We start from the raw sequence: 23,893 nt of genomic DNA, 5'->3' as shown, positions 1-23,893 counted from the left end.
CTCTCCCGGGTCAATAATGAGCACTATCCAACAGAACCTGCAGGATGTCAGAAACCGCATCGCGGCCGCCGCGCAAAACTGCGCGCGGGCGCCAGAAGAAGTTGCCCTGCTTGCAGTCAGCAAAACCAAACCTGTGGCGGCGATCGAAGAAGCCATCGCCGCCGGCCAGCGCGCCTTCGGCGAGAACTACGTGCAGGAAGGGGTAGACAAGATCCGGCATTTCGCCGAGTCGCCGCAGGGCGGCGAGCTGGTGTGGCACTTTATCGGCCCGCTGCAATCCAATAAGAGTCGGCTGGTGGCGGAACACTTCGCCTGGTGCCATACCGTAGATCGGCTGCGCATCGCCCAGCGCCTGAGCGATCAGCGCCCGGCCGACCTGCCGCCGCTCAACGTGCTGATTCAAATCAACATCAGCGACGAGCAAAGCAAATCCGGCATCGCGTTAAGCGAACTGCCAGCGCTGGCCGAAGCGATCGCTGCGCTGCCGAACCTGACGCTGCGCGGCCTGATGGCCATCCCGGCACCGGAAGCGGATTATCAGCGGCAGCTGGCGGTATTCAACCAGATGAACGACGCATTTCTCGCCCTGCGTCAGCGTTATCCGCAGGCCGATACGCTATCTATGGGCATGACGGACGACATGGCGGCAGCGATTGCCGCAGGCAGCACCCTGGTGCGCATCGGCACCGCAATTTTTGGCGCCCGCGACTACTCGCAGGCCTGACAAACAGACGAGGGATTTGATGCAACATCGCAAGATTACCTTTATCGGCGCCGGCAACATGGCGCGTGCAATCATCGCCGGCCTGGTGGCGGGCGGCTATCCGGCCAAATCCATCAGCGTCTGCGCCCCTTCGGCGAAAAACCGCGATGCGCTGGCGGCGGACTATGGCATCGTCAGCAGCGGCGACAACGTCGCCTGCGCGCGCGCGGCCGAAGTAGTGGTGCTGGCGGTCAAACCGCAGATGATGGCCGACGTTTGCCAACCGCTGCGCGAGCAGGTCGATTTCAGCGGCAAACTGGTGCTGTCGATCGCCGCCGGTATTCAGGTCAGCCGTTTCTATCAGCTGCTCGGCGACAAGCTGGACATCGTGCGCATCATGCCCAACACCCCGTCGTTGGTCGGCAAGGGCATGAGCGGGTTGTACGCGCCGGCGCAGGTCAGCCAGCAGGATCGCGACTACACCGGCGATTTAATGGCGTCGGTCGGTAAAGTTTGCTGGGTCGATGACGAAAATGGCATCAACGGCGTGATCGCCGCCGCGGGCAGCGCCCCGGCCTATTTCTTCCTGTTTATGGAGGCGATGCAAAAAGAGGCCGAACGTATGGGCTTCGACAGCCAGACCGCGCGCGATCTGGTGCAGCAGGCCGCTTCCGGCGCCGCCGCGCTGGTGGAAGCCAACCCGGATACGCCGCTGGGCACGCTGCGCGAGCAGGTGACCTCCAAAGGTGGCACCACCGCCGAAGCGCTGCGGGTGTTCAATGAACGCCAGCTGCCGGAAACCGTGGCGCAAGCGATGCAGGCCGCCGTTTCCCGCGCGCAAGAGATGGAAAAATTATTTTAAATAACCATGAGTTAAGGAGAAGGACCACTTCATGCTAACGCTGACTTTCCTGGTCAAGACCGTTATTGATCTGTACGTGATGGTGCTGTTGCTGCGCATTTGGATGCAGTGGACACGCACCGATTTTTACAACCCGTTCTCGCAGTTTGTGGTGAAGATCACCCAGCCGGTGGTCGGCCCGCTGCGCCGCATCATCCCGTCGCTGGGGCCCATCGACAGCGCTTCACTGCTGCTGGCGTTCCTGCTGATGACCATCAAGTACCCACTGCTGCTGCTGATCCAGGGCGGCGCGATGTCGCTCAGCCCCTATAACCTGCTGTTCGGCCTGATCTCGCTGGTGAAGTCTGCCGGCTACCTGATCTTCTGGGTGATGATCATTCGTGCGCTGATGAGTTGGATAAGCCAGGGCCGCAGCCCCATCGACTATGTAATGTACCAGCTCACCGAACCCTTGATGGCGCCGATCCGTCGCATCATCCCGGCGATGGGCGGCATCGACTTTTCCGCCATGGTGGTGATCCTGATCCTCTATCTGATCAATTACCTGGGCATGGATCTGTTCGGCGAGATCTGGTTCCTGCTGTGAGTGCAGTCACTCCGGTGCTGGACGGGCTGGCGATCAGGCTATATATTCAGCCGAAAGCCAGCCGCGACCAAATTATCGGCTTGCATGGCGACGAACTGAAAGTCGCCATCACCGCCCCGCCGGTCGACGGCCAAGCCAACGCCCATCTGATCAAGTTTATCGCCAAGCAGTTCAAAGTGGCGAAAAGCAGCGTCACCATCGAGAAAGGCGAACTGGGGCGGCATAAACAGTTACGCATCGTGAATCCGCAACAGATCCCCGCCGTGGTCGCGGCGCTCATCGAATAATTTTCAAGGTAGTCATTATGCAAAAAGTCGTTCTTGCCACCGGTAACCCGGGCAAAGTGCGCGAACTCGCCGACCTGTTGGCCGATTTCGGCCTGGACGTGGTCGCGCAAACCGATCTGGGCGTGGAATCCGCCGAAGAAACCGGGCTGACGTTTATCGAAAACGCCATCCTGAAAGCGCGCCATGCGGCACAGGTCACCGGCCTGCCGGCGATCGCCGACGACTCCGGCCTGGCGGTAGACGCGCTGGGAGGCGCACCGGGCATCTACTCCGCGCGCTACGCCGGTGAAGACGCCGACGATCGGCAGAACCTCGACAAGCTGCTGGCGGCGCTGAAAGACGTGGCGCCAGGCCGGCGCGGCGCGCAATTCCACTGCGTGCTGGTCTATCTGCGCCATGCGCAAGATCCGACGCCGCTGGTGTTCCACGGCAGCTGGGCCGGCGAAATCACCGAGCAAGCCGCCGGCGAAGGCGGTTTCGGTTACGATCCTGTCTTCTACGTGCCGGAGCTGGGCCGCACCGCCGCCGAGCTGAGCCGCGACGAGAAGCGGGCGATTTCGCACCGCGGCAAGGCGCTGAAGCTGATGTTGGAAGCCATGCGCAATGCTTAAGCTGCCCCCGCTGAGTCTCTACATCCACATCCCGTGGTGCGTGCAGAAATGCCCGTACTGCGACTTCAACTCCCATGCGCTGAAGGGTGACGTGCCGCATCAGGAGTATGTCGATCATCTGTTGGCGGATCTGGATGCCGACCTGCCGCTGGCCGGCGGCCGGGAGATAAGCACCATCTTCATCGGCGGCGGCACCCCCAGCCTGCTGAGCGCCGAGGCGATGCAAGCCTTGCTGGACGGCGTGCGGGCGCGCATTCGCGTCGCCGACGACGCCGAAATCACCATGGAGGCCAACCCCGGCACCGTGGAGGCCGATCGTTTCAGCGGCTACCAGCGCGCCGGCGTCAACCGCATCTCCATCGGGGTGCAAAGCTTCAGCGCCGAGAAACTGACCCGCTTGGGGCGCATCCACGGCCCGGAAGAGGCCAAGCGCGCGGCGACGCTGGCGACCGGCCTCGGCCTGCGCAGCTTCAACCTCGATCTGATGCACGGCCTGCCGGATCAGTCGCTGGAAGAGGCGCTGGACGATCTGCGCCAGGCTATCGCCCTCAATCCGCCGCACCTGTCGTGGTATCAGCTGACCATCGAGCCGAACACCCTGTTCAGCTCGCGCCCGCCGGTATTGCCGGACGACGACGCGCTGTGGGACATCTTCGAACGCGGCCACCAGTTGCTGAGCGCCGCCGGCTATCAGCAATATGAAACCTCGGCCTACGCCAAGCCGGGCTACCAATGCCAGCACAACCTCAACTACTGGCGCTTCGGCGACTATCTGGGGATCGGCTGCGGCGCGCACGGCAAGGTGACCTTCAGCGACGGGCGCATCCTGCGCACCGCCAAGACCAAGCACCCGCGCGGCTTTATGCGCGGCGACTACATGGACAAACAGCATGAGGTGGCGGCGGCGGATCGGCCGTTCGAATTCTTCATGAACCGCTTCCGCCTGCTGGAAGCCGCGCCGCGCGCCGACTTCGTCAACTACACCGGGCTGGCGGAAAGCGTCATTCGCCCGCAGCTGGACGAGGCGCTGGCCAAAGGCTATCTGGAAGAAACCGCGGAGCACTGGCAGATCACCGAGAAGGGCAAACTGTTCCTCAACTCGCTGCTGGAACTGTTCCTGGCGGACGACGAGTAAAAAAAAGCGCTGAATAATCAGCGCTTTTTTTCATGTTCAGGCGGCATTATGAGGGCGATGCGTCACGTCGCCACGCCCCTTCAGCAATCCCTCAACGGAAACATCCTCGTCCAACGCGTCCCAAAGCTGACGCGTTTAGCCGTACTCATGCCAAGCCTCCAAAAACAATGCCTGATAGGTATCAACCAGAATTTCGCTTCGCCTCAGCGTCTCTGATATGGATATGCGATATCTATCCGTTACTTCAACGCCTTCAGCAGATCCTTGCGCTGGGTTTCCAGTGCGGTGACGCGGTTGCAAACGTCGCGGCCGAAGTTCTGGAAGTCCTGCTCCTGGTTGTTCCATTCGTTCTGGATCGCCTTCTGCAAGCCGCCCAGGTTGCCCATGATCGCCTGTAGCGGGTTGCCGCCGCTGTTGGCGGCCTGTTTGACGCCCATCTCGTTCAGGCTGTCCTGCAGCACCCCGCCCATGCTCTGCTGCACGATGTTGCGGCCGTCCTGTTCCACCTGGTCAATCGCCTTGTGGTGGAAGGTCAGGCCGTCGCTGCGGTGTTCGATGATGCGGTTCATCTGCTGTTTCAGCTGGCCGTTCAGGGTGGTCAGCCGGTTGCGTACATTGCTGTTGCTGCCCAGCTCTTTGACGATCACCTTATCCAGCGCCGAACGGGCTTTCTCCAGGTGCTGCTGCGCGCCGTCGTCGATCCACAGCAACTGCTTGCGCAGCGCGCTCTGGTAACTGAAGGCTTTCTGCCGCTGGCTGTCGTTCAGGCTCAGCGCCTGGCCGTTGCGGATCACGTCGCCATCCGGCGAAATTTGCAGGTCGCCGCTGGCGCCTTTCACCTGCACGCTCTGCGGGCTGATGATCACATCATCCTGGGGTTTAACGCTGCATTGGTACTCGGCGTGGGCCTGCGCGGCAGTCGCCGCCAGCAGCAGTAAGGCTAACCCGGTTTTCTTCAACATAGCTTCTCCTGACTCCCATCCAGATTGGGATTAAAAAATTGAACGACCGATACGTTGAGACAACAGTTCCAGCGCCGCAGTTCCCGCCAGCGAGTTGCCGGAAGCATCCAGCTCCGGCGACCAGACGACGATCGACAACTCATCCGGTACGATGGCCACGATGCCGCCGCCCACGCCGGACTTGCCCGGCATCCCCACCCGATAGGCGAATTCGCCGGCGCCGTCGTACATCCCGCTGGTCATCATCAGGGCGTTGATCTGCCGGGCCTGCAGTGGGCTGATCACCGTCTCGCCGTTGAGATCGCGGCCATGATTGGCCAGATAGACGAAGCTGCGCGCCAGCTCCACGCAGCTCATGCGCAGCGCACAGTAGTGGAAATAGGTTTGCAGCACGGTGATCACGTCGTTCTCGAAGTTGCCGAACGACTTCATCAGATAGGCGATGGCCGCATTGCGATCGGAGTGTTCGAACTCGGAGCGCGCCACCCGCAGGTCATAGGCCAGGTCGTCTTCGCCGGCCAGCTGGCGCACCACCTCCAGCATGCGCTGTTTGGGGGCGCTGAGCCGGGTTTGCAGCATGTCGCACACCACCAGCGCGCCGGGGTTGATAAACGGATTGCGCGGTTTGCCCTGCTCCATCTCCAGCTGCAGCAGCGAGTTGAACGGCAGGCCGGAAGGCTCTTTGCCGACGCGCCGCCAGATCTCAGGCTCCTGATAGCGCGTCAGCGCCAGCGTCAGGCTCAGCACTTTGGAGATCGACTGAATGGAGAAGCGCTCCGCGGCGTCGCCGGCCTGGAACAGTTCGCCGTCCACCGTGCAGACGGCGATCGCCAGCCGATCGGCGGGCACTTCCGCCAACGCCGGGATGTAGTCGGCCACTTTCCCCTGGCCAATCAGCGGGCGCACCTGTTGCAGGATCTCCTCCAGCAACGCGTTATCCAATGTTGTTACCACCTCGGTCACACTCCGGGCAAAACAAAGGCGCCGTTAAGGCACCTTAGATCAATAAAACGGCGCGGCGCGAAGCCGCGCTCATCGGGCAAGCGCGATCAATCCCACCAGATATCGAACAGATCGCTGACCTTAACGTCGGTCAGTTTGCGCGCTTCCAGCCAGTTTTTCACCAGCTCGCGCTGCTCGTCGGTGCAGTGGCCGATCTTCTGCAGGCAGATCAGACCTTCCCACTGCAGGTAGCCGCTGCCGTCAAACGCCAGGCCGTTCGGCTCGATCACTTCATCGATGAAAGTATCCAGCGTGCTGTCGATGTCTTCCACCGACGTGCCTTCGGCGAAGCGCCAGGCTACGGAGAAACCCAGCTCCTGAAATTCTTCAATGTGCAACTTTTTACGTAAACGACGACTGCGGTTCTTAGCCATTATTCTTTCCTCTCAAACATCAAGTCCCAAACGCCATGTCCCAGGCGCTGGCCGCGTAATTCAAATTTCGTCAGTGGGCGCGAATCCGGACGCGGCACGTAATCATTATCGCTGGAAAGATTACGGTAGCCTGCGACCCCGTTCATAACCTCTAACATATGTTCCGCATAAGGTTGCCAATCGGTGGCCATGTGGAAGACGCCGCCGGTCTTCAGCTTGCGCAGCACCAGTTCGACAAACGGCGTTTGCACGATGCGGCGCTTGTTGTGGCGCGCCTTGTGCCACGGATCGGGGAAGAACAGCTGCACCATGTCCAGCGAGCCGTCCGGGATCATGTTTTCCAGCACCTCAACCGCGTCGTGGCACATCACGCGCAGGTTGCTCAGCTTCGCCTCGTGGGCGTCGGCCAGGCAGGCGCCCACGCCCGGCGAGTGCACTTCGATCCCTAAAAAGTTCTGCTGCGGGTTGTTGCCCGCCATGGTCACCAGCGAGGCGCCCATGCCAAAACCGATCTCCAGCACCGTCGGCGCGTCGCGGCCGAACAGCGCGGCGAGATCGACAGCGTCAGCCTGATACTCCACGCCCATCACCGGCCAATAGTTCTCCAGCGCGTGCTGCTGGCCTTTGGTCAGCCGCCCCTGGCGGCGGACAAAACTGCGGATACGGCGCATCGCGCGGCCGTTCTCATCAAATTCCGGGGAGATGACGTCATTAATCATAGTGCTTTCTGTCTGTTTGGCTGCCAATTAGGGAAACGCGCATTATGCAAAGATACATTGGTTTAGCAAGTGTTCATCTTCTGTACCCGCCGTGCGGCGTCGGAAAGTTCCGGTTTACAGCACCATGACTCTATGCTGCAATCTCGCTTCATTTTCTGCCGGATAACGACGCTGCTCATGATGCAAGCACAACAATTCGCACAGGTGGTGCTTGACTGGTATCAGCGCTACGGCCGCAAGACCCTGCCGTGGCAGCTGGAGAAAACCGCCTATCAAGTATGGCTCTCCGAGGTGATGTTGCAACAGACCCAGGTTGCCACCGTCATTCCTTATTTTCAGCGCTTTATGGCCCGTTTTCCCAACGTGCGCGCGCTGGCGGAGGCCCCGCTGGACGAAGTGCTGCATCTGTGGACCGGCCTCGGCTATTACGCCCGCGCCCGCAACCTGCACAAGGCGGCGCAGACCATTGTCGCACAGCACGGCGGCGTGTTCCCGACAACCTTCGCAGAAATCGCCGATTTACCGGGCGTCGGCCGTTCCACCGCCGGCGCGGTGCTGTCGTTGGCGCTGGGCCAACACTATCCGATCCTCGACGGCAACGTGAAGCGCGTGCTGGCCCGCTGCTACGCGGTGGAGGGCTGGCCGGGCAAGAAAGAGGTCGAAAACCGGCTGTGGAAAATCAGCGAAGAGGTCACCCCGGCGCAGGGCGTCGGCCAGTTCAACCAGGCGATGATGGATCTGGGCGCCATGGTCTGCACCCGCTCCAAGCCCAAGTGTGAACTCTGCCCGCTCAACGTCGGCTGCCTGTCTTACGCCAACCACAGCTGGGCCAACTACCCCGGCAAGAAACCCAAACAGACCCTGCCGGAAAAAACCGCCTACTTCTTATTACTGCAGCACGGCGAGCGCGTGTGGCTGGAACAGCGCCCGGCGGTAGGGCTGTGGGGCGGCCTGTTCTGCTTCCCGCAGTTCAGCGCGCGCGTTGATTTGGAACTCTGGCTGCAGCAGCGCGGTCTGAAAGGCAAGCGCCTGGAACAGCTGACCGCGTTTCGCCACACGTTCAGCCATTTCCACCTCGATATCGTGCCGATGTGGCTGTCGCTCGACGCGGCGGGCAGCGGCATGGATGAGGGCGCGGGTCTCTGGTATAACTTAGCGCAGCCGCCGTCGGTCGGGCTGGCGGCGCCGGTAGACCGTTTGTTGCAACAGCTGGCGAAGCAGCCCCCGATCCAACAAAACTTATATGGCGATAGCGCCATCGATGAGGAATTAGCATGAGCCGCACCATTTTTTGTACTTTCCTGCAGCGCGACGCCGAAGGCCAGGACTTCCAGCTTTATCCCGGCGACGTCGGCAAGCGCATCTACAACGAGATCTCCAAGGAAGCCTGGGGCGAGTGGATGAAGAAGCAGACCATGCTGATCAACGAGAAAAAGCTGAACATGATGAACGTGGACGACCGCAAGCTGCTGGAAGAGGAAATGATCAAGTTCCTGTTCGAAGGGCACGACGTGCACATCGAAGGCTATACGCCGCCGAGCGAATAACGCTGTTGGGGCCAGGCGCTGGCCCGCTTCAATCCTCTTATACTTCTTCCAAACGGCTTTAAGATGAAGAAAATTTTAGCTTTGCTCGTAATAGCGCCTTTGCTGATCTCCTGTTCCGGCAAAAAAAGTGAAGAAATCAACGAAGCCTGGATTAAAGATACCAACGGCTTCGACATTCTGATGGGCCAATTCGCCCACAACATCGAGAACATCTGGGGTCTGAACGAAGTTCTGATCGCCGGGCCGAAAGACTACGTCAAATATACCGACCAATACCAAACCCGCAGCCACATCAACTTCGACACCGGCGCCATTACCATCGAGACCATCGCCACCACCGATCCGGCCGCGCACCTGCGCCAGGCGATCATCAGCACGCTGCTGATGGGTGACGATCCGGGCTCCATCGATCTCTATTCCGACGCCAACGATATCCAGATCAGCAAAGAACCGTTCCTGTACGGCCAGGTGCTGGATAACAAGGGCGCGCCGATCCGCTGGGAATGGCGCGCGGCGCACTTCGCCGATTACCTGCTGCAGACCAAGCTGCAAAAACGCACCTCCGGCCTGCACGTGATCTACTCGGTCACCATCCAGCTGGTGCCGAACCACCTGGACAAACGTGCGCACAAATATCTGCCGATGGTGCGCAAGGCGTCGGAAAAATACGGCGTGGACGAGTCGCTGATCCTGGCTATCATGCAGACCGAATCGAGCTTCAACCCGTATGCGGTGAGCGGTTCGGACGCGCTGGGCCTGATGCAGGTGATGCAGCACACCGCCGGCAAGGATGTGTTCCAGATGCGCGGCAAGTGGGGCACCCCGAGCCGCAGCTACCTGTTCGATCCGGAGAACAACATCGACACCGGCACCGCCTACCTGGCGATCCTGCAGAACAACTACCTGGGCGGCATTCAGAACCCGACCTCGCGCCGCTATGCGGTGATCACCGCCTACAACGGCGGCGCCGGCAGCGTGCTGCGGGTGTTCTCCAGCGACAGAACGCGCGCGGTGGGCATCATCAACGCCATGCAGCCGGGTGACGTGTATCAGACGCTGACCACCAAGCACCCGGCCGCCGAGTCGCGCCGCTATCTGGTGAAAGTGAATACCGCGCAGAAGAGCTACCGCAGGAAGTAACGCGTTCCGCGTGGATAAATGAGAAGGGCCGGTGCGAACCGGCCCTTTTTCTATGACTTGATCATATAGCCGAAAATGCGCTTCCAGCCGTGATCTTTTTTCTCGATGTAGACCCCCTGCAGCTCCGGCGAGAAGCCCGGCAGGCGGTTGATGCCCTCTTCCAGCGCCAGGAAATAGCGCTGCACCGCGCCGCCCCACACTTCGCCCGGCACCACGCACAGCACGCCCGGCGGGTACGGCAAGGCGCCTTCCGCCGCGATGCGCCCTTCCGCCTGGCCGATCGGCACCAGCTCGACGTTATCGCGGATAAACTCCACGTTGGCGTCCTGCGGGTTCATCACCACCGGCGGGAAATGATCCTGGCGGAACATCTCCTTTTGCAGCTGTTTGACGTCGAAGCTGACGTACAGATCGTGCATCTCCTGACACAGCCGGCGAATGCTGTAACCGCGGTAGCGCTGCTCGTTCTTGCGGTACACCGTCGGCAGCACCACGCTCAGCGGCGCGTCCTCTGCAACATAGCGTTCGAACTGTGCCAGCATCTCCACCAGCTGTTCCATCTTGGCCGGGTTCTCCGCCGGGGTCAGCAGGAACAGGATCGAGTTGAGATCGCACTTCTCCGGCACGATGCCGTTCTCGCGCAGGAAGTTGGCCAGAATGGTGGCCGGCACGCCGAACTCGGTGTATTGGCCGGTCGCGGCGTCAATCCCTGGCGTGGTCAGCAGCAGCTTGCACGGATCGACCAAATACTGATCCTGGGCATAGCCTTCGAAGCCGTGCCACGTCTCCCCCGGCACGAAGGTGAAGAAGCGCGCGTCGTTGGCGATAAGGTCAGTATCGTGATCCTGCCAGTCTTTACCCGCCACCTGCTGCGGAATAAACGGCTTCAGCTGCGAGCAGCGCTTGAGCAGCTGTTTGCGCGTCTCGATGCCCAGCTTGACACAGTCCATCCACATGCGGCGCCCGGCGGGGCCGGCGTGCATCTTGGCGTTGACGTCCAGCGCGGCGAACAGCGGATAGAACGGGCTGGTCGACGCATGCAACATGAACGCGTTGTTCAGGTGCTTGTGGTTGCAGTGGCGCTTTTGCCCTTTGATATGGTCGTCTTTCTTGTGGATCTGCGAGGTCTGCGAGAACCCCGCCTGCTGTTTATGCACCGACTGGGTGACGAAAATGCCCGGATCGTGCTCGTCCAGCTCCAGCAGCAGCGGCGAGCACTCTTTCAGCATCGGAATAAAGCCTTCGTAACCCACCCAGGCGGAGTCGAACAGGATGTAGTCGCACAGATGGCCGATGGTGTCGATCACTTGGCGAGCGTTGTAAATCGTGCCGTCGTAGGTGCCGAGCTGAATAATCGCCAGCCGGAACGGCCGCGCCGCCGCCGCCTTCTCCGGCGCCACTTCGCGGATCTGCTCGCGCAGGTAGCGTTCGTCGAAGCAGCGCGCGTCGATGCCGCCGATAAAGCCGAACGGGTTGCGGGCGGTTTCCAGATAGACCGGCGTGGCGCCGGCCTGGATCAGCGCGCCGTGGTGGTTGGATTTGTGGTTGTTGCGATCGAACAGCACCAGATCGCCACGGGTCAGCAGCGCGTTGGTCACCACCTTGTTGGCCGCCGAGGTACCATTGAGCACGAAATAGGTTTTATCGGCGTTGAACACCCGCGCCGCGTGCTTTTGCGCATCCTTGGCCGATCCTTCGTGGATCAGCAGATCGCCCAGCTTGACGTCGGCGTTGCACATGTCGGAACGGAACAGGGTTTCACCGTAGAAATCGAAGAACTGCCGGCCGGCCGGGTGCTTGCGGAAGAACTCGCCGCCCTGGTGCCCTGGGCAGGCGAAGGTCGAATTTTCCATCTCGACGTAGGTCTTCAGCGTTTTGAAAAAAGGCGGCAGCAGCGCCTGCTCGTAGGCGTCGGCGGCGGCCTCCAGCTGCGCCATGTAGAACGGCTTGCTGGCGCCGGCCAGCAGCGCGAAGACCCCACTGACGAACGGCAGATAGTCCGGCGAGAGATGCTCGTCCCCTTCCACCGCCACGAAGGTCGGGATGTCGAACCCCGTCGCCTGCAAGCGCGCCAGAATGCCGGCGTTCACGTCGGCGACCGACACCACCACCGCCGCCACGTCGGTGTAGTCCGTCTGCTCTACGCGCACGATCTGACGCAGCGTCTCAATGGTGGCGACCAGGCTGGCGCTGGTCGCGATTTTCAATTCTTTCATCATGCTGACTCTCAAACGGTGAAGGATGAGGGTGTGCCACCGGCACGGTAATGAGATAACGCGGTTATCCCGGTAAAAGCGATACCCGGGCACGGCAGCATAAGCGGCGTGCGTGACCGGCTCATGATCGGCGATCATCAGGCGGCTATCGGGAAAACTGGTCTTGGCAGCGTCCGACAGGCATCAGTAAAATCAGGGCCGCAGCGCTGGCTTTACGCATGCCTAACAGCGAGCATCAGGCGGCCTTACCGCATGGCCGGCAGGCGTATTCGGACGGATGGCGTACGGAGGAAACAACGGCGGAACGGTGGCAGCGTCAGATGTCTGGTGCGCAGCAGCGCTTGAGCAACAAAACCAGTCATGCCAATAACCCTCTGGCTTATAAGAAGCGTGAACACCGTCAGGGAACGGAGAGTGCTAAAATTTGCGCAATGATTGCATGATTCGTTGCGGGGTTCAAGCAAGAATCGCCTTGATTGAACGCTCGTTGATTAAATCATAATGCATTGTTATTTAATTAAAAAATAAGAACCCACGCTTGTGTCAGCGGTATAAATACACGTTTTATATGCATATTTATTGAAAGGCGATATCCCCCCGCCCCCCATCCCGCCGGGTTCGCTGCCTGAAAATAGAGCAACCGATCGGCTTTGTGACAGAAAGCGATTGACGCCATCCGGCCAATACGGTTTAATGCGCCCCGTTGCCCGGATAGCTCAGTCGGTAGAGCAGGGGATTGAAAATCCCCGTGTCCTTGGTTCGATTCCGAGTCCGGGCACCATATTCAGAAGAACCCGCCTATGGCGGGTTTTTCGCTTTCTGGGGTACGGACTCTCCATCGAACTGCGTTCGATTATTCGGCCTTTCGTTTCCCGGCGGAAGCAGCCCAATCAGTGCCAGTACGCAAGATTTAGCGGCCAACACCAGATTGAGATGCCTGGGGAAAGCGACGTTAACAAACCAAAAGACCAAGAACACCGCCGGAGAAACCGGCCAGGCGAGCACAAAGAGCCGGGTATCGCACAGCCGCCGGGCGCAAAACAGCAGCATCAACACGATCGCCAACAGCCCGAAAGGTAGATACAGAATCAGCCTCAGGTAAGAGGCGACGACATCGGCGAACGAAGCGCCACGACCTGCTCAAATACCGTCTTGTCTGCCATTCTGATTCTCTCTTCACTGACTGCTGTTGTCTGATAACTCATCCGCCTTTGTGGCGAAACCGACCTGAACGTCAGTGTAGCGCCGGGTACAGAAGAGTAAAAATGCGGTGCCATGCTGCTACATACTTTCGGCCAGCGCTAACGGGCTCATGTGCAAGCTGCTGTTTTCTTTCATCAGCGCCAGAACCCAGTCGACAAAGCAACGCACCCGCATGGATAGATTCTCATTACTGAGATAAATAAGATGAATCGAGCGGGCCTGAAAATGCCAGTGCAGCAACACAGGCACCCACCTCCCAGCCCGCCCCCATTCCGCCGCCTTGATAAAGCTGCCGGCTTCGGCGACAGTGACGAACGTCGCCATTGCAGAGAGTTTGTCCATCTCGTTATTAAATAAAGCTGAACAAAATTTGATTTTTTCGATTATTTATCAAGAACTAGACCCTCATTAAACTGTGTCTCACCGTCCCGGCCGGCGAGCGGCCTGACGCGAGCTCAACTCGCCCCGTTCTCTATCGGCGAACGGGTGCCAGTCTTCTCCCTTTCATTGGCCCGCCAGTTTTGACGTTGCCCAATCTTCGTTTGCTCATGTGACACGCATGTTTGTGGAACGAATAAATACTCAAAAAAAACAGGCAAACTGCCAAATAAAAAAGTCCCACTTTACCTTCCCTTGGTTTTTTATCGCTGTTCCAGCCCTGTCACCGGAATGGAGATGCAATTAAACAACCAGCGTTTTTCAGTCACAGGGCAAATGCTTGCGCCTCGCTGACGAAAGAGGCCGCCTGCTCTCATTCCGAATAACATCGGGTTAGAATTTTTATTTTAATTTAATAAATGAAGCTAAGATCATTCATGTTATTTATATAAACCACACGCCCTGTCGCGCGTAAATCTCAGGCAATAACATAACAAAATGGATTAAATAAGATATTCCCAATCAAGGTTAAGAATAATCTCCCTCGTGGGACAACAGCCAATAGATGAAATCATGGCTGCGGGTGAGCTGCAGTTTGCTCATCACCGAGCGTTTATGGCTATGCACCGTTTTTACGCTGACGCCCATCACTTTAGCCGCCTTGGACTGATCCCAGCCTTTGCGCAGGTAGTTCATCACCTGTTTCTCACGCGTCGTGAATCGCCAGGCCTTCTCCGGCCGACCGCCTTTCACATCGGCGAACAGCCGTGCCAATAAGGGCGCAAGCGCCTTGAGCGGCACAGTGCGATAAATTTCACGCCAGACCTCGCTCGCTTGCGCGGGCGCCCTGTCCCGAATGAGCACCAGTTGCAGGTGCCCTCCCTGCCAGGGCGTGCACCAGTGCGTGATGCGCCGCCCCCGCGTGGTGATCACCACACCGGGGTGTTCTTCATCGCCCCGGCTTAAAAACCGCACCGATTTATTATGTTCCCTGGCATAGTCGGTAATATACAGCTGTAATCCCAACGAGAAATAACTATTCTCATCGTCAATTCTTATTGTTAACGGATTCATTTACATCCTCACTTATTTACCCTGGCGCTGAAAAAGAGCAACAGCGAACCGTACCATTCTGTTGCCAGCGGCAAATAATCACGTTCGTGTCGTCTTTTCGTTTTAATCATTTTTCATCACAGGCATTCACCCAAAATGAAAGCGCCAAGACGGCGAGGCCCACGCACCGCAGGGCAAAGCCGCCGCCGGCCCACTGTCCGCTCTTCGCGTTCCGTTGCCTAACCCCTTTATTCGTAGTTGAGATTAAAGGTCGCCACCGCGCCAAAGGCGCCATACTCAAGCGTCTTGTTCGCCAGCGCCCCCGGCTCCGCCTGCACATAGGCCTGCAGACGCACCGCGTTGGCGCCGGGCAGCAGCGTGATCTTATCGCTGGCGCGGTTGATCGGCAGCGCCGCCCCCGCCGGCGTCTCTAGGCCGATGGCGATGCCGGTGGCTCCGCTGCCCGACGCCAACGCCAGCAGCCCGGGCAGCGCCCGGCTCTCGCTCCCCTGCAGGGTCACCGAGACCGTCTTGCCCAGCGCCGGATCGCAGTCGGCCAGCACGATCTCGAACGCCAGGCCCGGCGTACGCCGGTACTGGTATAGGTATTTGTCCACCACGCCGCCGAAATCGAGCGCGATGGTTTCCTGCCCGGGCGGTATCACGCAAGGCTCGGCAACCAGCGCGCCGGAAAAATGCAGGTTATCGGCCGCGGCGGCCACCGGCGGCGGCAGCAGCGCACAATACCCCAACAGCAACGCCCACAACTTGTTCATCCCACCCTCCGTTCGCCCGTTCATTGGTAATCCGCCTGTAGCGTCGCCGTAGCGCTGAAGGCGCCTTCGCTGAGTTCCGCGCCCGGCCTGGCGACCGGCACGGCCTCCAGCCGCGGCGGGTTGGCGGGATCGATATTCAGGCTGCTGTTGATCAAAAACGGCTCATCGTTGCGATAGAGGCGGATCCCCAGATTGGTCTTGTCGGTCTGCAGGGCGGCCTTGTCGAAGGCCGTGGCATTGCCTTTCAGCGTCAGCGTCAGTTCCCACGGCAGCGCGTCGTTGCGATTGCAACTGAGACGATAGGCCACCGCCTGGCGATAGTTGACGCCATCGACCTTGTTGATGCCGACGCGCTGGCCGAAATCGGTCTCCACGATGCCGCCGTCGTTGATCGTGCAGGGCGGCGGGGCGCGCAGCGTGCCATGAAATTTCATTGCCGCCTCTTCCGCCGCCTGCACCGAGGCACCGGCCAGCACCAGCGCCAAAATAAACGCCTTTCGTGTCATAGAGCCTCCCGGTTCACTGATAGTCGACGCGCAGCGTGGCGGCGGCGCTGAAATCCCCGGTGCGCAGCGTGGCGGCGGCCTGCTTCATCGGCACCGCCTCCAGCTTCGGCAGCGTGGGAAAGGTGAAGTTTTGCCAGGTGTTCGGCGCTAAGCGCACGCCGTCGCGCAGCAGGGCGATACCTAAACCGTCGACGTCGGTTTGCAGCAGCCTGCTGTCAAAGCCGGCGACCGCGCCCACAATCTGCAGGCGCATGGCGTTATTCGCCGGCTCGTTGCACGTCAGCGTATAGTCGATGGGCGTGCGGTAGTTGTTGCCGTCGATGCGGGTGGTCATGACGTCCGGACCAAAATCCACGTCTATTGGCTTGCTGCCGTTGACCACGCAGGGCAACGGGGCCAACACCGTCACGCTCACGTTCAGGGTCGCCGCCGGCTGCGCGGGCAACGCCGCGGCGCACAGCAATACGCCCATCCACAGTCGCCCGGCTTTATTCTGTCTCTTCACTTGTCGCTATCCTTAAGTTGTCGCCGTCACGTCCTCAGTCATAGCTGAGGTTGAACGTCATCAGCGCGCGGTAGGCGCCGGCCGTTAATGGCGCGGCGGTGCGCTCGGCCGCCACGCGGTAGGACAGCGTATCGTTGCCGGGCGCCAGCCACAGCGGTTCGCCACGGCTGCCCAGGCGTACGTCCTGCCCCTGGCCGTCAAGCAGGCGTATGCCCATCCCCGACACGCCTTCCGCCCGCGCCAGCTGCGGGTTGTCCGCATCGGCCGGCGCCAGGAAGCTCACCCTCACCGCCGGCTGATCCGCCGCGGCATAGCGGGCGCCGGTGCGTTCGTCCCGGCTGGCCGCCGGACCGCGCAGGCAGTCGCGCAGGCGCAGCGCAAAACTCACCGCCACCCCGCGATCGCCCGGCCGCGCCAGGCGGCCGGTGGCGATCTCTCCCAGCCACACCTCCTGGCGTGCGCTGTCCATTTCCAGCCGACAGGCGCTTTCGGTCAGCGCTCCCCGGATCTCCAGCACCCCGCTGGCACCCTCGACATCCCAGTTATCTACCGCCTGCGCCGCCGGCAGCAGCCACAACAGCATCGCCAGGCTGAGTGGCGCCATCAGCGCCAGCCCGCCCAGGGCGGCGTAATAACGCAGTTCGCTGCGGCCCCAATACCCAAGACGCGCGGCCATTATTTTCCCTGCCATTCTTGCCTCCCAAAAATAAAAATTAAGCCTTATCGCTGAGCGCACCAATCACCGCGGCAACCCCCGCGATTAACCTCACAATACATTCATGACGACGACGGCCGTGCCTCTAAAAGCCCCGCGTATTACCACGTTGCCGCCTTTCGCATAAAGCCGCGAAGAGAATTTGACGGGAGTATTGCCGTTTACGGAAAGCTGAGCGTCCCCCGGTTTATCCATGATTGAAACCAGTGAATAAAACGTGCCATCGCTGTTCAAATTAACCCTCCCGCCGTTGGCAACGCTGATTTTTACCGTCGCCTGCCGATTGCAGTAAGCGGTGGCAGAGTAGATCGCCTCACTTTCCGGGATCCGGCGATAATCGATGGTGCCGTGCGTCAGGGAAATGTCGCTGAGAGAGCAATTCAACGGCTTTATCGGCGGAGTAATCCCCCCGCCCCCCCCGCCGCCATAACAATTCCTCGTATTGTATATACGCAACCCCGGTAAGAAGCTCCACTCGTCCCGCCAGCCCCCCAACGCCTCGTGCAAAATGCAGATGCTCTCACTGCCGTCAAGGGTCAGGTTACTCAGGGTGCAGGTTCCACCGGCCGCACTTTCTACCCTCCTGACATACGCGCTCCCCGTCATGCCTCTGGGGGCGAGAACCTTCGGATCACAAAAGATACTGCCGCGTCCACGGACATCGATTTTCCACATCCCTTCACAGCCGACCTCAGAAATACACTTAACCGTCTTCATGTCATTGGTTAAGTCAAACGTTCCTCGCGGAGTGATACTTAAAGACCATTTCCCGCGATCGTTTTGCTCCCATTTCTCATTGAGTGAAATCGCAGCAAAAACAGATGAGTCGTGGGTGCCAATAACCGCCAGAAAAATGAAGAATAAAATGAACCGTTGCATTATTTCCCAGACTCCGTTGATGATTACGCTTCATTGGGAGGCTACGCTGTGAATAAATAGCGGCCACTTATATGATTATTTAATTCGCGGCTGAATTCTTATCCGGCACAACTTTGCAGCTGCTGCCGCTGCAGCTAAAACTCAGCTGCGGCCGGCCGCCGTAGTCGTTGATATAGGTCAATACCGGGCTACCGCCCACGCTCGCCGCGCTGACCGTCAGCGGCGCGCTGCCTTTCGGCGGCACCATAAACGGTTCGAAACCTTTCGCCCCCTCCACGCCTTTGCGCGTTGCGGCGTCGATCAGGGTGACGTAATACGGCGTCGGGTTATTGACGATGTACTTGTCGCCCTGCCTGGTCAGCGTCAGCAGCTCCTGCCACGGCGCCGCGTTGCGTTCCGGCGCGATCGCCGCCGGACGGTAGAACAGCTTGATGCGCGTCTGCAGCGCAATCTGCAGCGAGTTCGGCTTGTTGCTCTTCGGCGGGATCTCCCGCAGGTTGAAGTAGTACAGCGTCTCCCTGTCCTGCGGCAGCATCTTCGCCGCTGGCAGCGCTTGGATCTTCACCTGGCTCGGCTTGCCCGGCTCGATGCGCTGCACCGGCGGCAGCACGGCCAATGGGCTTTGAATCTTGTTGCCCTGCGCGTCTTCCAGCCAGCCCTGCGCCAGATACGGCAGCTGCTTGTTCTGGTTGCTGACGCTCAGGCTCACCGACTGCACGCTGCCGTCGAAAATAACGCGGGTGCGATCCAAAGCAATGGCCGCCTGTGACGACATCGATAAAAAAACACTGCCAATTAATGCTACTGCCGGAACCGCTCGCACGACGCTATATTGCATAAACATATTCATAAATAACCTTCCTCCCGACAGCTCAATAAATATCGCAGCCGCCGAATTAAAAAAACGTAACATTTAAAACAGCTAAATAACTTCAAACACAATCAGCGCATTTCCGGAAAAATCGCCGCCATCAACACCAGCCAGCTGCACGCCGTCCAATTTGGCGACAAAGGCATAGGTCGCATTAAAGCCTGGCGAGACATCAATTATCTGCTCATTAGGCAAGTTAGGTTCGCCAATCGACAATTTCACTTTTATTTCATCATTTGAACCACTCTTACGCAGCGTGACGGTATTTGCCCCCACCTGATTGACATCGGTAAATCTGAGGCGCGCTTTTCCCGAAGTCCCGCCCTGGCAGGCAAGTTTGGCGGCAATGCCCTTTGCTTTATTTTCACCCGGCGTCATCACGCCAAAATCAATCTCACCGCTGCTTTGCCATGTCACCGAGCAAGAAAGCGGCTCCGGCGGCTTTGGCGTGGTGGGCGGCAAAGGCGGCAGTACACCGTCACAAGAAGAACCTAATTTGTAATCATTGCCACCGGTAGTCAAATAAAGATATATGCACTGTCGAATACGAACATCGTATAAAAACCTTACAGTAGCCTTAAAAGGCATGATACTCCTAATCCGTTGATTAGCTTCATAAGAGGTTAAAGAAAAATTTTTTGGAGCAAACACAGAACTATATACTAGAGTATGCCCCCCCTGAGAAGCGTGGCTATCTATTCTTATATAAAACCGACACCCCAGAGAATGAGGGCTACAGAAGAGCCTTTTATATGTAGCAAATGGTTCATCATAGTCATCTAACAGAATTGTAGAGTAGTTAAAATCCATCTCAACCCATCTAGCCTCCGCAGTTGACGTAATCGGCGGCCCCTCCCAGCGCCAATCGGAGTAGCCGCCTGCGACATATACAGCCTGCACCATTGCGCTATAAAAAAAAACCGGCACGGCGAATATAAAGATAATTAGCTTTTTCAATTTACGCCCCGCGTTCTTATTGACGTTCATTTAATCCCGATAATGCCCGGCAAGGGAGCAGTAAATTATTCACCAGCATCTCCGGCGGTAATAACATCGGCATTTGCACTTCGCACTGTGCGGCCCCCCCCCAGTGTACGGTCATGTTTTCGCCGGCTTTAATGCCGCTCAGATAAACGCTGCCGCCGTCGTTGACGATGCCGGTCTCTTGTTTGCGCGCGTTCCGCACCGTGGCGCCGAACGGCGGTTCGCTGCCGTCCGCCAGCTTGATCACCGCCATCGCCTTCTCCCCGGCGATCACCGCGAACTTACGGTAACCAATAGCCCCTTCCGTCAGCGTCGCTTGTACCACCGAATGGGTGGCCTCGGCGTTATCGTTCAACTGGTCCAGATCGATGCTGGCCCGGTTGCGGTAGTAGCTGTTGACGTCCGTCACTACCGCCTTGCCCCAGCGGTTGGTCGCCATGGCCCGGCCATAGCCGCGCACCGGCACCCCGCTCACGCCTTCGGTATCCAGCAGCAGCCGGGTGCTGCCCGATATGTTGCTGCGGTGCAACGCACCGCCTTCGGCGGTCAGCGTCATGCCCCCCTGTGCCGACAGGCCGAAGGCGCTGTACCTGCCCTGCTGATAGCTGGCGTTGGCGGTTATGCGCGCCATATCGCCGTCGCGGTTTAAATAACCGCTCAGATTGGCGCCGCTGCGCGAACCGCCGGCGCTGAGCTGGTAGTTGCTGCGCTCGTCAAGGCGATCGTAATAGCTTGCCCGATGAGTGTTGTCATTGCGGTTGAGCGTTGCGTTGTAGCTTAGCGTGGCGCCGTTGCCTAACGGCAGCGACAGCGACAGATACATACCGTCATCGTTGCGTTCGTTGTAGCGGTTGCGATACGCCGACAGCGACAGCCCCAGGTTTTTAAAGCGCCCGACATCGAAATAACGCGCCAGCGTCAGGTTGTAGCGATCGTTGGCCGGCTTATCCCAGTAAGTCTGATGGCTGTAATTGAGATAGGCGCTCACCCCCAAGTTCCGCAGTTGCTGGTTATAGGTGATGGTGTACATCTCCTTGCTGTTGCCAAAACGCCGGCCGAACTCGCGCGCATCCAAATATTCACTCATGCTCATAAAGTTCTGTTCAGAAAAGCGGTAACCGGCAAAGGTCACCTGGCTGTCCAGCTCGTCGAAACTCTTCGAATAGCTGAGGCGGTATGAACCGCCGCTCAGCGTTTCGCCGCTATACGGCAACTTGGCGTGCGACTGGGTTGCGTCGAACGACAGCGCCCCCAGCATCATCAGATCGCGGCCGATGCCCAGCGCCGCAGCGTTATAATCTCCCCCCAACAGCCCGCCGCCGTACAACGACCAGCCGTTGCTCACCCCCCAGGAAAATTCGCCGGTGCCGAACAGCGGCCCGCGATAGCGGTGATCGAGATCGGAGGGCTTCCCCAACGCCAGCTTGTAGCGCAGCGATCCCGGCCTCGTCAGATACGGAATGCTGGCGGTGCTCATCGTGAACGCCTGCACGCTGCCGTCCTGCTCTTCCACCCGCACGTCCAGATCGCCGGACACCGCATCATTCAGATCCTGGATGCGGAACGGCCCCGCCGCGACCGTGGTCTCGTACAATACCCGCCCCTGTTGGCTGATAATCACTTTGGCATTGCTCTTAGCGACTCCCGTCACCTCAGGCGCATAACCGCGCAGGTTCGGCGGCAGCATGTTGTCGTCTGACCGCAGGCTCAGGCCGCCGAAACGGAAGCTGTCGAACAGCCCGGAATCAAGATACCCTTCACCAAGCGTCAGTTTTGAGCGTAACGCCGGCACGGCTCGGTAAGCGTAGTAACGGCTCCAGTCCAAACGTTTGTCAGTCGGCTGCCCCGAACCCGTCTGGTGATTTAGCTGCGCCTGCCAATCTGCCCGTAACCGCCAAGCGCCCAGGTTAGCCCCCGCCGTGCCGTTACCGCTCATGTTATAACCACGCGTACCCGCCTGTATTTGATGCTGGGTTTGCGCATTGAGGTTGTAATCAAACAACAGCCCGGGAATGCCTTCATCCCAGCGCGAGGGCGGATCCCAATCCTCCGAAACATAGTCCAGATAGGCCTGCGGGATGCTGAGATACAGCGATGAAGTACCCAGGTCACCGCGCACTTCCATGCCTTTCAGACTGGCTTCATCCAGGCACTCCCCCTGATGCCACCAAGCCAAGTCGCTGTGCAGCGCCGTTTTCAATCCCAGCTGTTCCATAAGAGGGCGGGAAACGCAGGCGCGGCTGCCGTTAGGATCATCATCCGGCGCATAGAAAGCGATTTGCTGTTCCGGCAAATCACTTTTATTGACGTGCACCGCCATACCGTAAGTGCCCGGCATAATGTAACCACTGCGAGCAAACTGGCTCAGATCGATGTTTTTGCGATCGTTCACGTCCAGTACATCAATGTTGAACTGGATTTCTTCTTGAGCGCCGGCAGCAGAGGTGAAACCAAAGCAGTACAACGCCACCCAGGCACTCAGAATAGATAAACGAAATGACTTTCCGGCAGGCAAAAACATCATGTTCCAAACCTTCTATCTGTTAACTTCCCTGAAATAATCGATCGATTCAGTAATAATCCATTTTGAATCTAACCGATGAAGAATAACTTCCTGCCGTTAATGGTTGACGATTCGCCATGAGGTTTATGACGTAGTTCAACCGATAACTCCTCAGAGGAATATTCATTAACGGCAACGGCATGCCCGGCCTGGCGATATTGCCGTCATCATCGCTTATTTTTAACGCCACACCGGCGGCTTCGCCACGAATGCCAAACATTTCGCCATCGGCATGGCCATCAAAAGTCACCTGAAATTGCTTCCATCCAGGTAATGTTTTATCCGCTCTCTCTAAGACACAATTTACTAATTCGATACTGAAAGAGATGTTTTTTCCCTGCCCATCCCGAGCAATATCTGAAACAGGGATAACCTCCATATCGATAATCTGTTCACGGCTTTCCATAGCGATCGCACAGGCTGCATCATTAATGGCCCCTTGCATATTGACGCGCCCCTCGCCCTGTGAAGCAGAAATATCCTGCGACACAAAGAACAACGGCACCGACAATAGGCAAAACGCCCCCAACTTTGTTATCTGATGCTTCATTATCTTTTCCCGTGAAATAACGATTCCCTGTAAATGGCATGCGGGCTCCCCCGCATGCCGATAATCACGCGTATTTCGTTGGGTTAACGAATTACTGGTAAGCCAGGGTAAAGTCGGCAACGGACTGGAATTCGCCCGGAACGATCGTCGCATTGGACGCGCTGCTGCCCTGCAGGTAAGCGGCGAAACTCAGGGTGTTGGCGCCGTTCTGCAGATCACGTGCTTTAGAAGCCTTGCCCAGTTCGATGTTGGTGCCGGCGCCGTCGGTGATGGCGATGCCAGCCCCTTTAGCGGTACCGGTGATGCCCAGCAGCTTGTTGTCCGCTTCCGACGCTGAACCGGAGAAGGTCAGCGAAACGGTGTTGTTTTTGCCTGGCGCGACGGTGGTCAGCTCGCAGTTTTCCAGCTTGATCTGGAAGTTACGCGGCGTGGATTTACCGCCATTTTTCAGCGCCACGTTTGAGATGGCGCCCAGCTCAACGGTCTGATCCAGAGACTCAGGCGCGATAGAGCAAGGTGCGTCGATGATCGAGCCGCTGAAGGTCACTTTACCGTGACCCTGATCGGCGGCGTGTGCCAGGGAAGAAACACCAAACGCCATAACGGCAGCCAGCATGATTTTATTCAGTTTCATATAACCAATTATCCTTAATCGTATTAATACATAAGGTATTTTCTTAACAATGAGTAATGTGTATCAACGGCCTGGCCTTGATGCTTTAAAAACCAAGCCGCCTTTTCACGCGGCTATTACTGATGTAGTAGA

General features: G+C 58.6%; 26 protein-coding genes, 1 tRNA gene and 1 pseudogene. 10 read left to right on the top strand and 18 right to left on the bottom strand.

The window, feature by feature from the left end; genetic code table 11:
* Positions 1-16 precede the first annotated feature (16 nt).
* From ABTW55_RS01555 to hemW, 6 genes are read left to right on the top strand one after another with little or no spacing between them, the layout of a single operon-like run.
* On the top strand, positions 17-724 hold the full coding sequence (locus tag ABTW55_RS01555; protein WP_060422989.1) for a YggS family pyridoxal phosphate-dependent enzyme: 708 nt from the start codon (positions 17-19) through the stop codon (positions 722-724).
* A gap of 19 nt (positions 725-743) precedes the next feature.
* On the top strand, positions 744-1,565 hold the full coding sequence (proC, locus tag ABTW55_RS01550) for a pyrroline-5-carboxylate reductase (protein WP_033635943.1): 822 nt from the start codon (positions 744-746) through the stop codon (positions 1,563-1,565).
* A gap of 31 nt (positions 1,566-1,596) precedes the next feature.
* A complete protein-coding gene (locus ABTW55_RS01545; protein WP_033635944.1) occupies positions 1,597-2,151 on the top strand; it encodes a YggT family protein in 555 nt (184 codons plus the stop codon).
* Positions 2,148-2,438, top strand: a complete 291-nt coding sequence (gene yggU, locus ABTW55_RS01540) for a DUF167 family protein YggU (RefSeq protein ID WP_033649585.1) — start codon at positions 2,148-2,150, stop codon at positions 2,436-2,438. The genes ABTW55_RS01545 and yggU overlap by 4 nt, the downstream gene beginning before the upstream one ends.
* Before the next feature lie 17 nt (positions 2,439-2,455).
* The gene (locus ABTW55_RS01535; protein WP_033635946.1) at positions 2,456-3,049 is read left to right on the top strand and encodes an XTP/dITP diphosphatase; all 594 of its coding nucleotides are present in this window, start codon (positions 2,456-2,458) and stop codon (positions 3,047-3,049) included.
* Positions 3,042-4,184: a radical SAM family heme chaperone HemW gene (gene hemW, locus ABTW55_RS01530; RefSeq protein WP_033635947.1), complete on the top strand. Its 1,143-nt coding sequence runs from the start codon at positions 3,042-3,044 to the stop codon at positions 4,182-4,184. Before ABTW55_RS01535 ends, hemW begins: the two co-directional genes overlap by 8 nt.
* Positions 4,185-4,220: 36 nt before the next feature.
* On the opposite strand, the pseudogene ABTW55_RS01525 reads toward hemW, so the two are convergent.
* The 5 genes and pseudogenes from ABTW55_RS01525 to trmB all read right to left on the bottom strand — a co-directional run.
* A pseudogene (locus ABTW55_RS01525) lies at positions 4,221-4,307 on the bottom strand (DUF2442 domain-containing protein); the annotation flags it as partial.
* Positions 4,308-4,423: 116 nt separating this feature from the next.
* A complete protein-coding gene (locus ABTW55_RS01520; RefSeq protein ID WP_060422986.1) occupies positions 4,424-5,146 on the bottom strand; it encodes a DUF2884 domain-containing protein in 723 nt (240 codons plus the stop codon).
* A 30-nt stretch (positions 5,147-5,176) separates the two neighbouring features.
* A complete protein-coding gene (glsB, locus tag ABTW55_RS01515; RefSeq protein WP_060423083.1) occupies positions 5,177-6,100 on the bottom strand; it encodes a glutaminase B in 924 nt (307 codons plus the stop codon).
* 95 nt (positions 6,101-6,195) lie between these two features.
* Entirely contained in the window at positions 6,196-6,522 is a 327-nt protein-coding gene (locus ABTW55_RS01510) for a YggL family protein (protein ID WP_019456098.1), read from the bottom strand.
* Complete coding sequence (gene trmB / locus ABTW55_RS01505; protein WP_033654659.1) at positions 6,522-7,241, bottom strand: tRNA (guanosine(46)-N7)-methyltransferase TrmB; 720 nt, start codon at positions 7,239-7,241, stop codon at positions 6,522-6,524. Before trmB ends, ABTW55_RS01510 begins: the two co-directional genes overlap by 1 nt.
* 177 nt (positions 7,242-7,418) lie before the next feature.
* Here trmB and mutY point away from each other — a divergent pair, with 177 nt between their 5' ends.
* From mutY to mltC, 3 genes are all read left to right on the top strand, one after another.
* On the top strand, positions 7,419-8,519 hold the full coding sequence (gene mutY / locus ABTW55_RS01500; protein WP_229601720.1) for an A/G-specific adenine glycosylase: 1,101 nt from the start codon (positions 7,419-7,421) through the stop codon (positions 8,517-8,519).
* The gene (locus ABTW55_RS01495; protein ID WP_004937404.1) at positions 8,516-8,788 is read left to right on the top strand and encodes an oxidative damage protection protein; all 273 of its coding nucleotides are present in this window, start codon (positions 8,516-8,518) and stop codon (positions 8,786-8,788) included. Before mutY ends, ABTW55_RS01495 begins: the two co-directional genes overlap by 4 nt.
* Before the next feature lie 63 nt (positions 8,789-8,851).
* Positions 8,852-9,928: a membrane-bound lytic murein transglycosylase MltC gene (gene mltC, locus ABTW55_RS01490; protein ID WP_033649581.1), complete on the top strand. Its 1,077-nt coding sequence runs from the start codon at positions 8,852-8,854 to the stop codon at positions 9,926-9,928.
* Between the two features lie 50 nt (positions 9,929-9,978).
* Here the strand turns inward: mltC and speF are convergent, their stop codons facing one another.
* On the bottom strand, positions 9,979-12,144 hold the full coding sequence (speF, locus tag ABTW55_RS01485) for an ornithine decarboxylase SpeF (RefSeq protein WP_033654703.1): 2,166 nt from the start codon (positions 12,142-12,144) through the stop codon (positions 9,979-9,981).
* A 705-nt stretch (positions 12,145-12,849) separates the two neighbouring features.
* Between speF and ABTW55_RS01480 the strand changes: the two genes are divergently transcribed.
* Positions 12,850-12,925 (top strand) — tRNA-Phe (locus tag ABTW55_RS01480).
* Positions 12,926-13,425: 500 nt separating this feature from the next.
* On the opposite strand, the gene ABTW55_RS01475 is transcribed toward ABTW55_RS01480, so the two are convergent.
* From ABTW55_RS01475 to ABTW55_RS01420, 12 genes are all read right to left on the bottom strand, one after another.
* Positions 13,426-13,689, bottom strand: a complete 264-nt coding sequence (locus ABTW55_RS01475) for a hypothetical protein (RefSeq protein WP_060422983.1) — start codon at positions 13,687-13,689, stop codon at positions 13,426-13,428.
* Between the two features lie 564 nt (positions 13,690-14,253).
* Positions 14,254-14,799, bottom strand: a complete 546-nt coding sequence (locus tag ABTW55_RS01470; protein ID WP_072265045.1) for a helix-turn-helix transcriptional regulator — start codon at positions 14,797-14,799, stop codon at positions 14,254-14,256.
* A gap of 227 nt (positions 14,800-15,026) precedes the next feature.
* Complete coding sequence (locus tag ABTW55_RS01465; RefSeq protein ID WP_060422978.1) at positions 15,027-15,554, bottom strand: fimbrial protein; 528 nt, start codon at positions 15,552-15,554, stop codon at positions 15,027-15,029.
* Between the two features lie 20 nt (positions 15,555-15,574).
* Positions 15,575-16,060 carry a fimbrial protein gene (locus ABTW55_RS01460; RefSeq protein ID WP_060422976.1) on the bottom strand — a complete coding sequence of 162 codons (486 nt, stop codon included), beginning with the start codon at positions 16,058-16,060 and terminating at the stop codon, positions 15,575-15,577.
* A gap of 13 nt (positions 16,061-16,073) precedes the next feature.
* Positions 16,074-16,565, bottom strand: coding sequence for a fimbrial protein (locus ABTW55_RS01455; RefSeq protein ID WP_230199960.1), 492 nt, complete (start codon positions 16,563-16,565; stop codon positions 16,074-16,076).
* A 34-nt stretch (positions 16,566-16,599) separates the two neighbouring features.
* A complete protein-coding gene (locus tag ABTW55_RS01450) occupies positions 16,600-17,256 on the bottom strand; it encodes a fimbrial protein (RefSeq protein WP_060422971.1) in 657 nt (218 codons plus the stop codon).
* Positions 17,257-17,331: 75 nt separating this feature from the next.
* Entirely contained in the window at positions 17,332-18,159 is an 828-nt protein-coding gene (locus ABTW55_RS01445) for a hypothetical protein (protein WP_060422968.1), read from the bottom strand.
* A gap of 79 nt (positions 18,160-18,238) precedes the next feature.
* Positions 18,239-18,934 (bottom strand): fimbria/pilus periplasmic chaperone, encoded by a 696-nt coding sequence (locus ABTW55_RS01440; RefSeq protein ID WP_373275165.1) that lies wholly within the window; start codon positions 18,932-18,934, stop codon positions 18,239-18,241.
* 147 nt (positions 18,935-19,081) lie between these two features.
* Positions 19,082-20,017: a hypothetical protein gene (locus ABTW55_RS01435; RefSeq protein WP_133160038.1), complete on the bottom strand. Its 936-nt coding sequence runs from the start codon at positions 20,015-20,017 to the stop codon at positions 19,082-19,084.
* On the bottom strand, positions 20,004-22,538 hold the full coding sequence (locus tag ABTW55_RS01430) for an outer membrane usher protein (protein WP_060422963.1): 2,535 nt from the start codon (positions 22,536-22,538) through the stop codon (positions 20,004-20,006). Before ABTW55_RS01430 ends, ABTW55_RS01435 begins: the two co-directional genes overlap by 14 nt.
* Before the next feature lie 46 nt (positions 22,539-22,584).
* The gene (locus tag ABTW55_RS01425) at positions 22,585-23,127 is read right to left on the bottom strand and encodes a fimbrial protein (protein WP_060422960.1); all 543 of its coding nucleotides are present in this window, start codon (positions 23,125-23,127) and stop codon (positions 22,585-22,587) included.
* Between the two features lie 91 nt (positions 23,128-23,218).
* Positions 23,219-23,761 carry a fimbrial protein gene (locus ABTW55_RS01420; protein WP_060422957.1) on the bottom strand — a complete coding sequence of 181 codons (543 nt, stop codon included), beginning with the start codon at positions 23,759-23,761 and terminating at the stop codon, positions 23,219-23,221.
* Positions 23,762-23,893 lie beyond the last annotated feature (132 nt).

The organism is Serratia sp. SM04, from assembly GCF_040280225.1.
In the GTDB taxonomy this organism is placed as follows: Bacteria; Pseudomonadota; Gammaproteobacteria; order Enterobacterales; family Enterobacteriaceae; genus Serratia; species Serratia sarumanii.
The sequence above is the reverse complement of the archived record's forward strand: the minus strand, read 5'-3'. Positions and strand labels throughout refer to the sequence as shown.

What these genes read in the sequence shown, in the direction of transcription:
- ABTW55_RS01555 (WP_060422989.1), top strand. Translation starts at nt 17, where the DNA reads ATGAGCACTATCCAACAGAACCTGCAGGATGTCAGAAACCGCATCGCG.
- proC (WP_033635943.1), top strand. Translation starts at nt 744, where the DNA reads ATGCAACATCGCAAGATTACCTTTATCGGCGCCGGCAACATGGCGCGT.
- ABTW55_RS01545 (WP_033635944.1), top strand. Translation starts at nt 1,597, where the DNA reads ATGCTAACGCTGACTTTCCTGGTCAAGACCGTTATTGATCTGTACGTG.
- ABTW55_RS01535 (WP_033635946.1), top strand. Translation starts at nt 2,456, where the DNA reads ATGCAAAAAGTCGTTCTTGCCACCGGTAACCCGGGCAAAGTGCGCGAA.
- hemW (WP_033635947.1), top strand. Translation starts at nt 3,042, where the DNA reads ATGCTTAAGCTGCCCCCGCTGAGTCTCTACATCCACATCCCGTGGTGC.
- ABTW55_RS01520 (WP_060422986.1), bottom strand. Translation starts at nt 5,146, where the DNA reads ATGTTGAAGAAAACCGGGTTAGCCTTACTGCTGCTGGCGGCGACTGCC.
- ABTW55_RS01510 (WP_019456098.1), bottom strand. Translation starts at nt 6,522, where the DNA reads ATGGCTAAGAACCGCAGTCGTCGTTTACGTAAAAAGTTGCACATTGAA.
- trmB (WP_033654659.1), bottom strand. Translation starts at nt 7,241, where the DNA reads ATGATTAATGACGTCATCTCCCCGGAATTTGATGAGAACGGCCGCGCG.
- mutY (WP_229601720.1), top strand. Translation starts at nt 7,419, where the DNA reads ATGATGCAAGCACAACAATTCGCACAGGTGGTGCTTGACTGGTATCAG.
- ABTW55_RS01495 (WP_004937404.1), top strand. Translation starts at nt 8,516, where the DNA reads ATGAGCCGCACCATTTTTTGTACTTTCCTGCAGCGCGACGCCGAAGGC.
- mltC (WP_033649581.1), top strand. Translation starts at nt 8,852, where the DNA reads ATGAAGAAAATTTTAGCTTTGCTCGTAATAGCGCCTTTGCTGATCTCC.
- speF (WP_033654703.1), bottom strand. Translation starts at nt 12,144, where the DNA reads ATGAAAGAATTGAAAATCGCGACCAGCGCCAGCCTGGTCGCCACCATT.
- ABTW55_RS01475 (WP_060422983.1), bottom strand. Translation starts at nt 13,689, where the DNA reads ATGGACAAACTCTCTGCAATGGCGACGTTCGTCACTGTCGCCGAAGCC.
- ABTW55_RS01470 (WP_072265045.1), bottom strand. Translation starts at nt 14,799, where the DNA reads ATGAATCCGTTAACAATAAGAATTGACGATGAGAATAGTTATTTCTCG.
- ABTW55_RS01465 (WP_060422978.1), bottom strand. Translation starts at nt 15,554, where the DNA reads ATGAACAAGTTGTGGGCGTTGCTGTTGGGGTATTGTGCGCTGCTGCCG.
- ABTW55_RS01460 (WP_060422976.1), bottom strand. Translation starts at nt 16,060, where the DNA reads ATGACACGAAAGGCGTTTATTTTGGCGCTGGTGCTGGCCGGTGCCTCG.
- ABTW55_RS01450 (WP_060422971.1), bottom strand. Translation starts at nt 17,256, where the DNA reads ATGGCAGGGAAAATAATGGCCGCGCGTCTTGGGTATTGGGGCCGCAGC.
- ABTW55_RS01445 (WP_060422968.1), bottom strand. Translation starts at nt 18,159, where the DNA reads ATGCAACGGTTCATTTTATTCTTCATTTTTCTGGCGGTTATTGGCACC.
- ABTW55_RS01440 (WP_373275165.1), bottom strand. Translation starts at nt 18,934, where the DNA reads ATGTCGTCACAGGCGGCCATTGCTTTGGATCGCACCCGCGTTATTTTC.
- ABTW55_RS01435 (WP_133160038.1), bottom strand. Translation starts at nt 20,017, where the DNA reads ATGAACGTCAATAAGAACGCGGGGCGTAAATTGAAAAAGCTAATTATC.
- ABTW55_RS01430 (WP_060422963.1), bottom strand. Translation starts at nt 22,538, where the DNA reads ATGATGTTTTTGCCTGCCGGAAAGTCATTTCGTTTATCTATTCTGAGT.
- ABTW55_RS01425 (WP_060422960.1), bottom strand. Translation starts at nt 23,127, where the DNA reads ATGAAGCATCAGATAACAAAGTTGGGGGCGTTTTGCCTATTGTCGGTG.
- ABTW55_RS01420 (WP_060422957.1), bottom strand. Translation starts at nt 23,761, where the DNA reads ATGAAACTGAATAAAATCATGCTGGCTGCCGTTATGGCGTTTGGTGTT.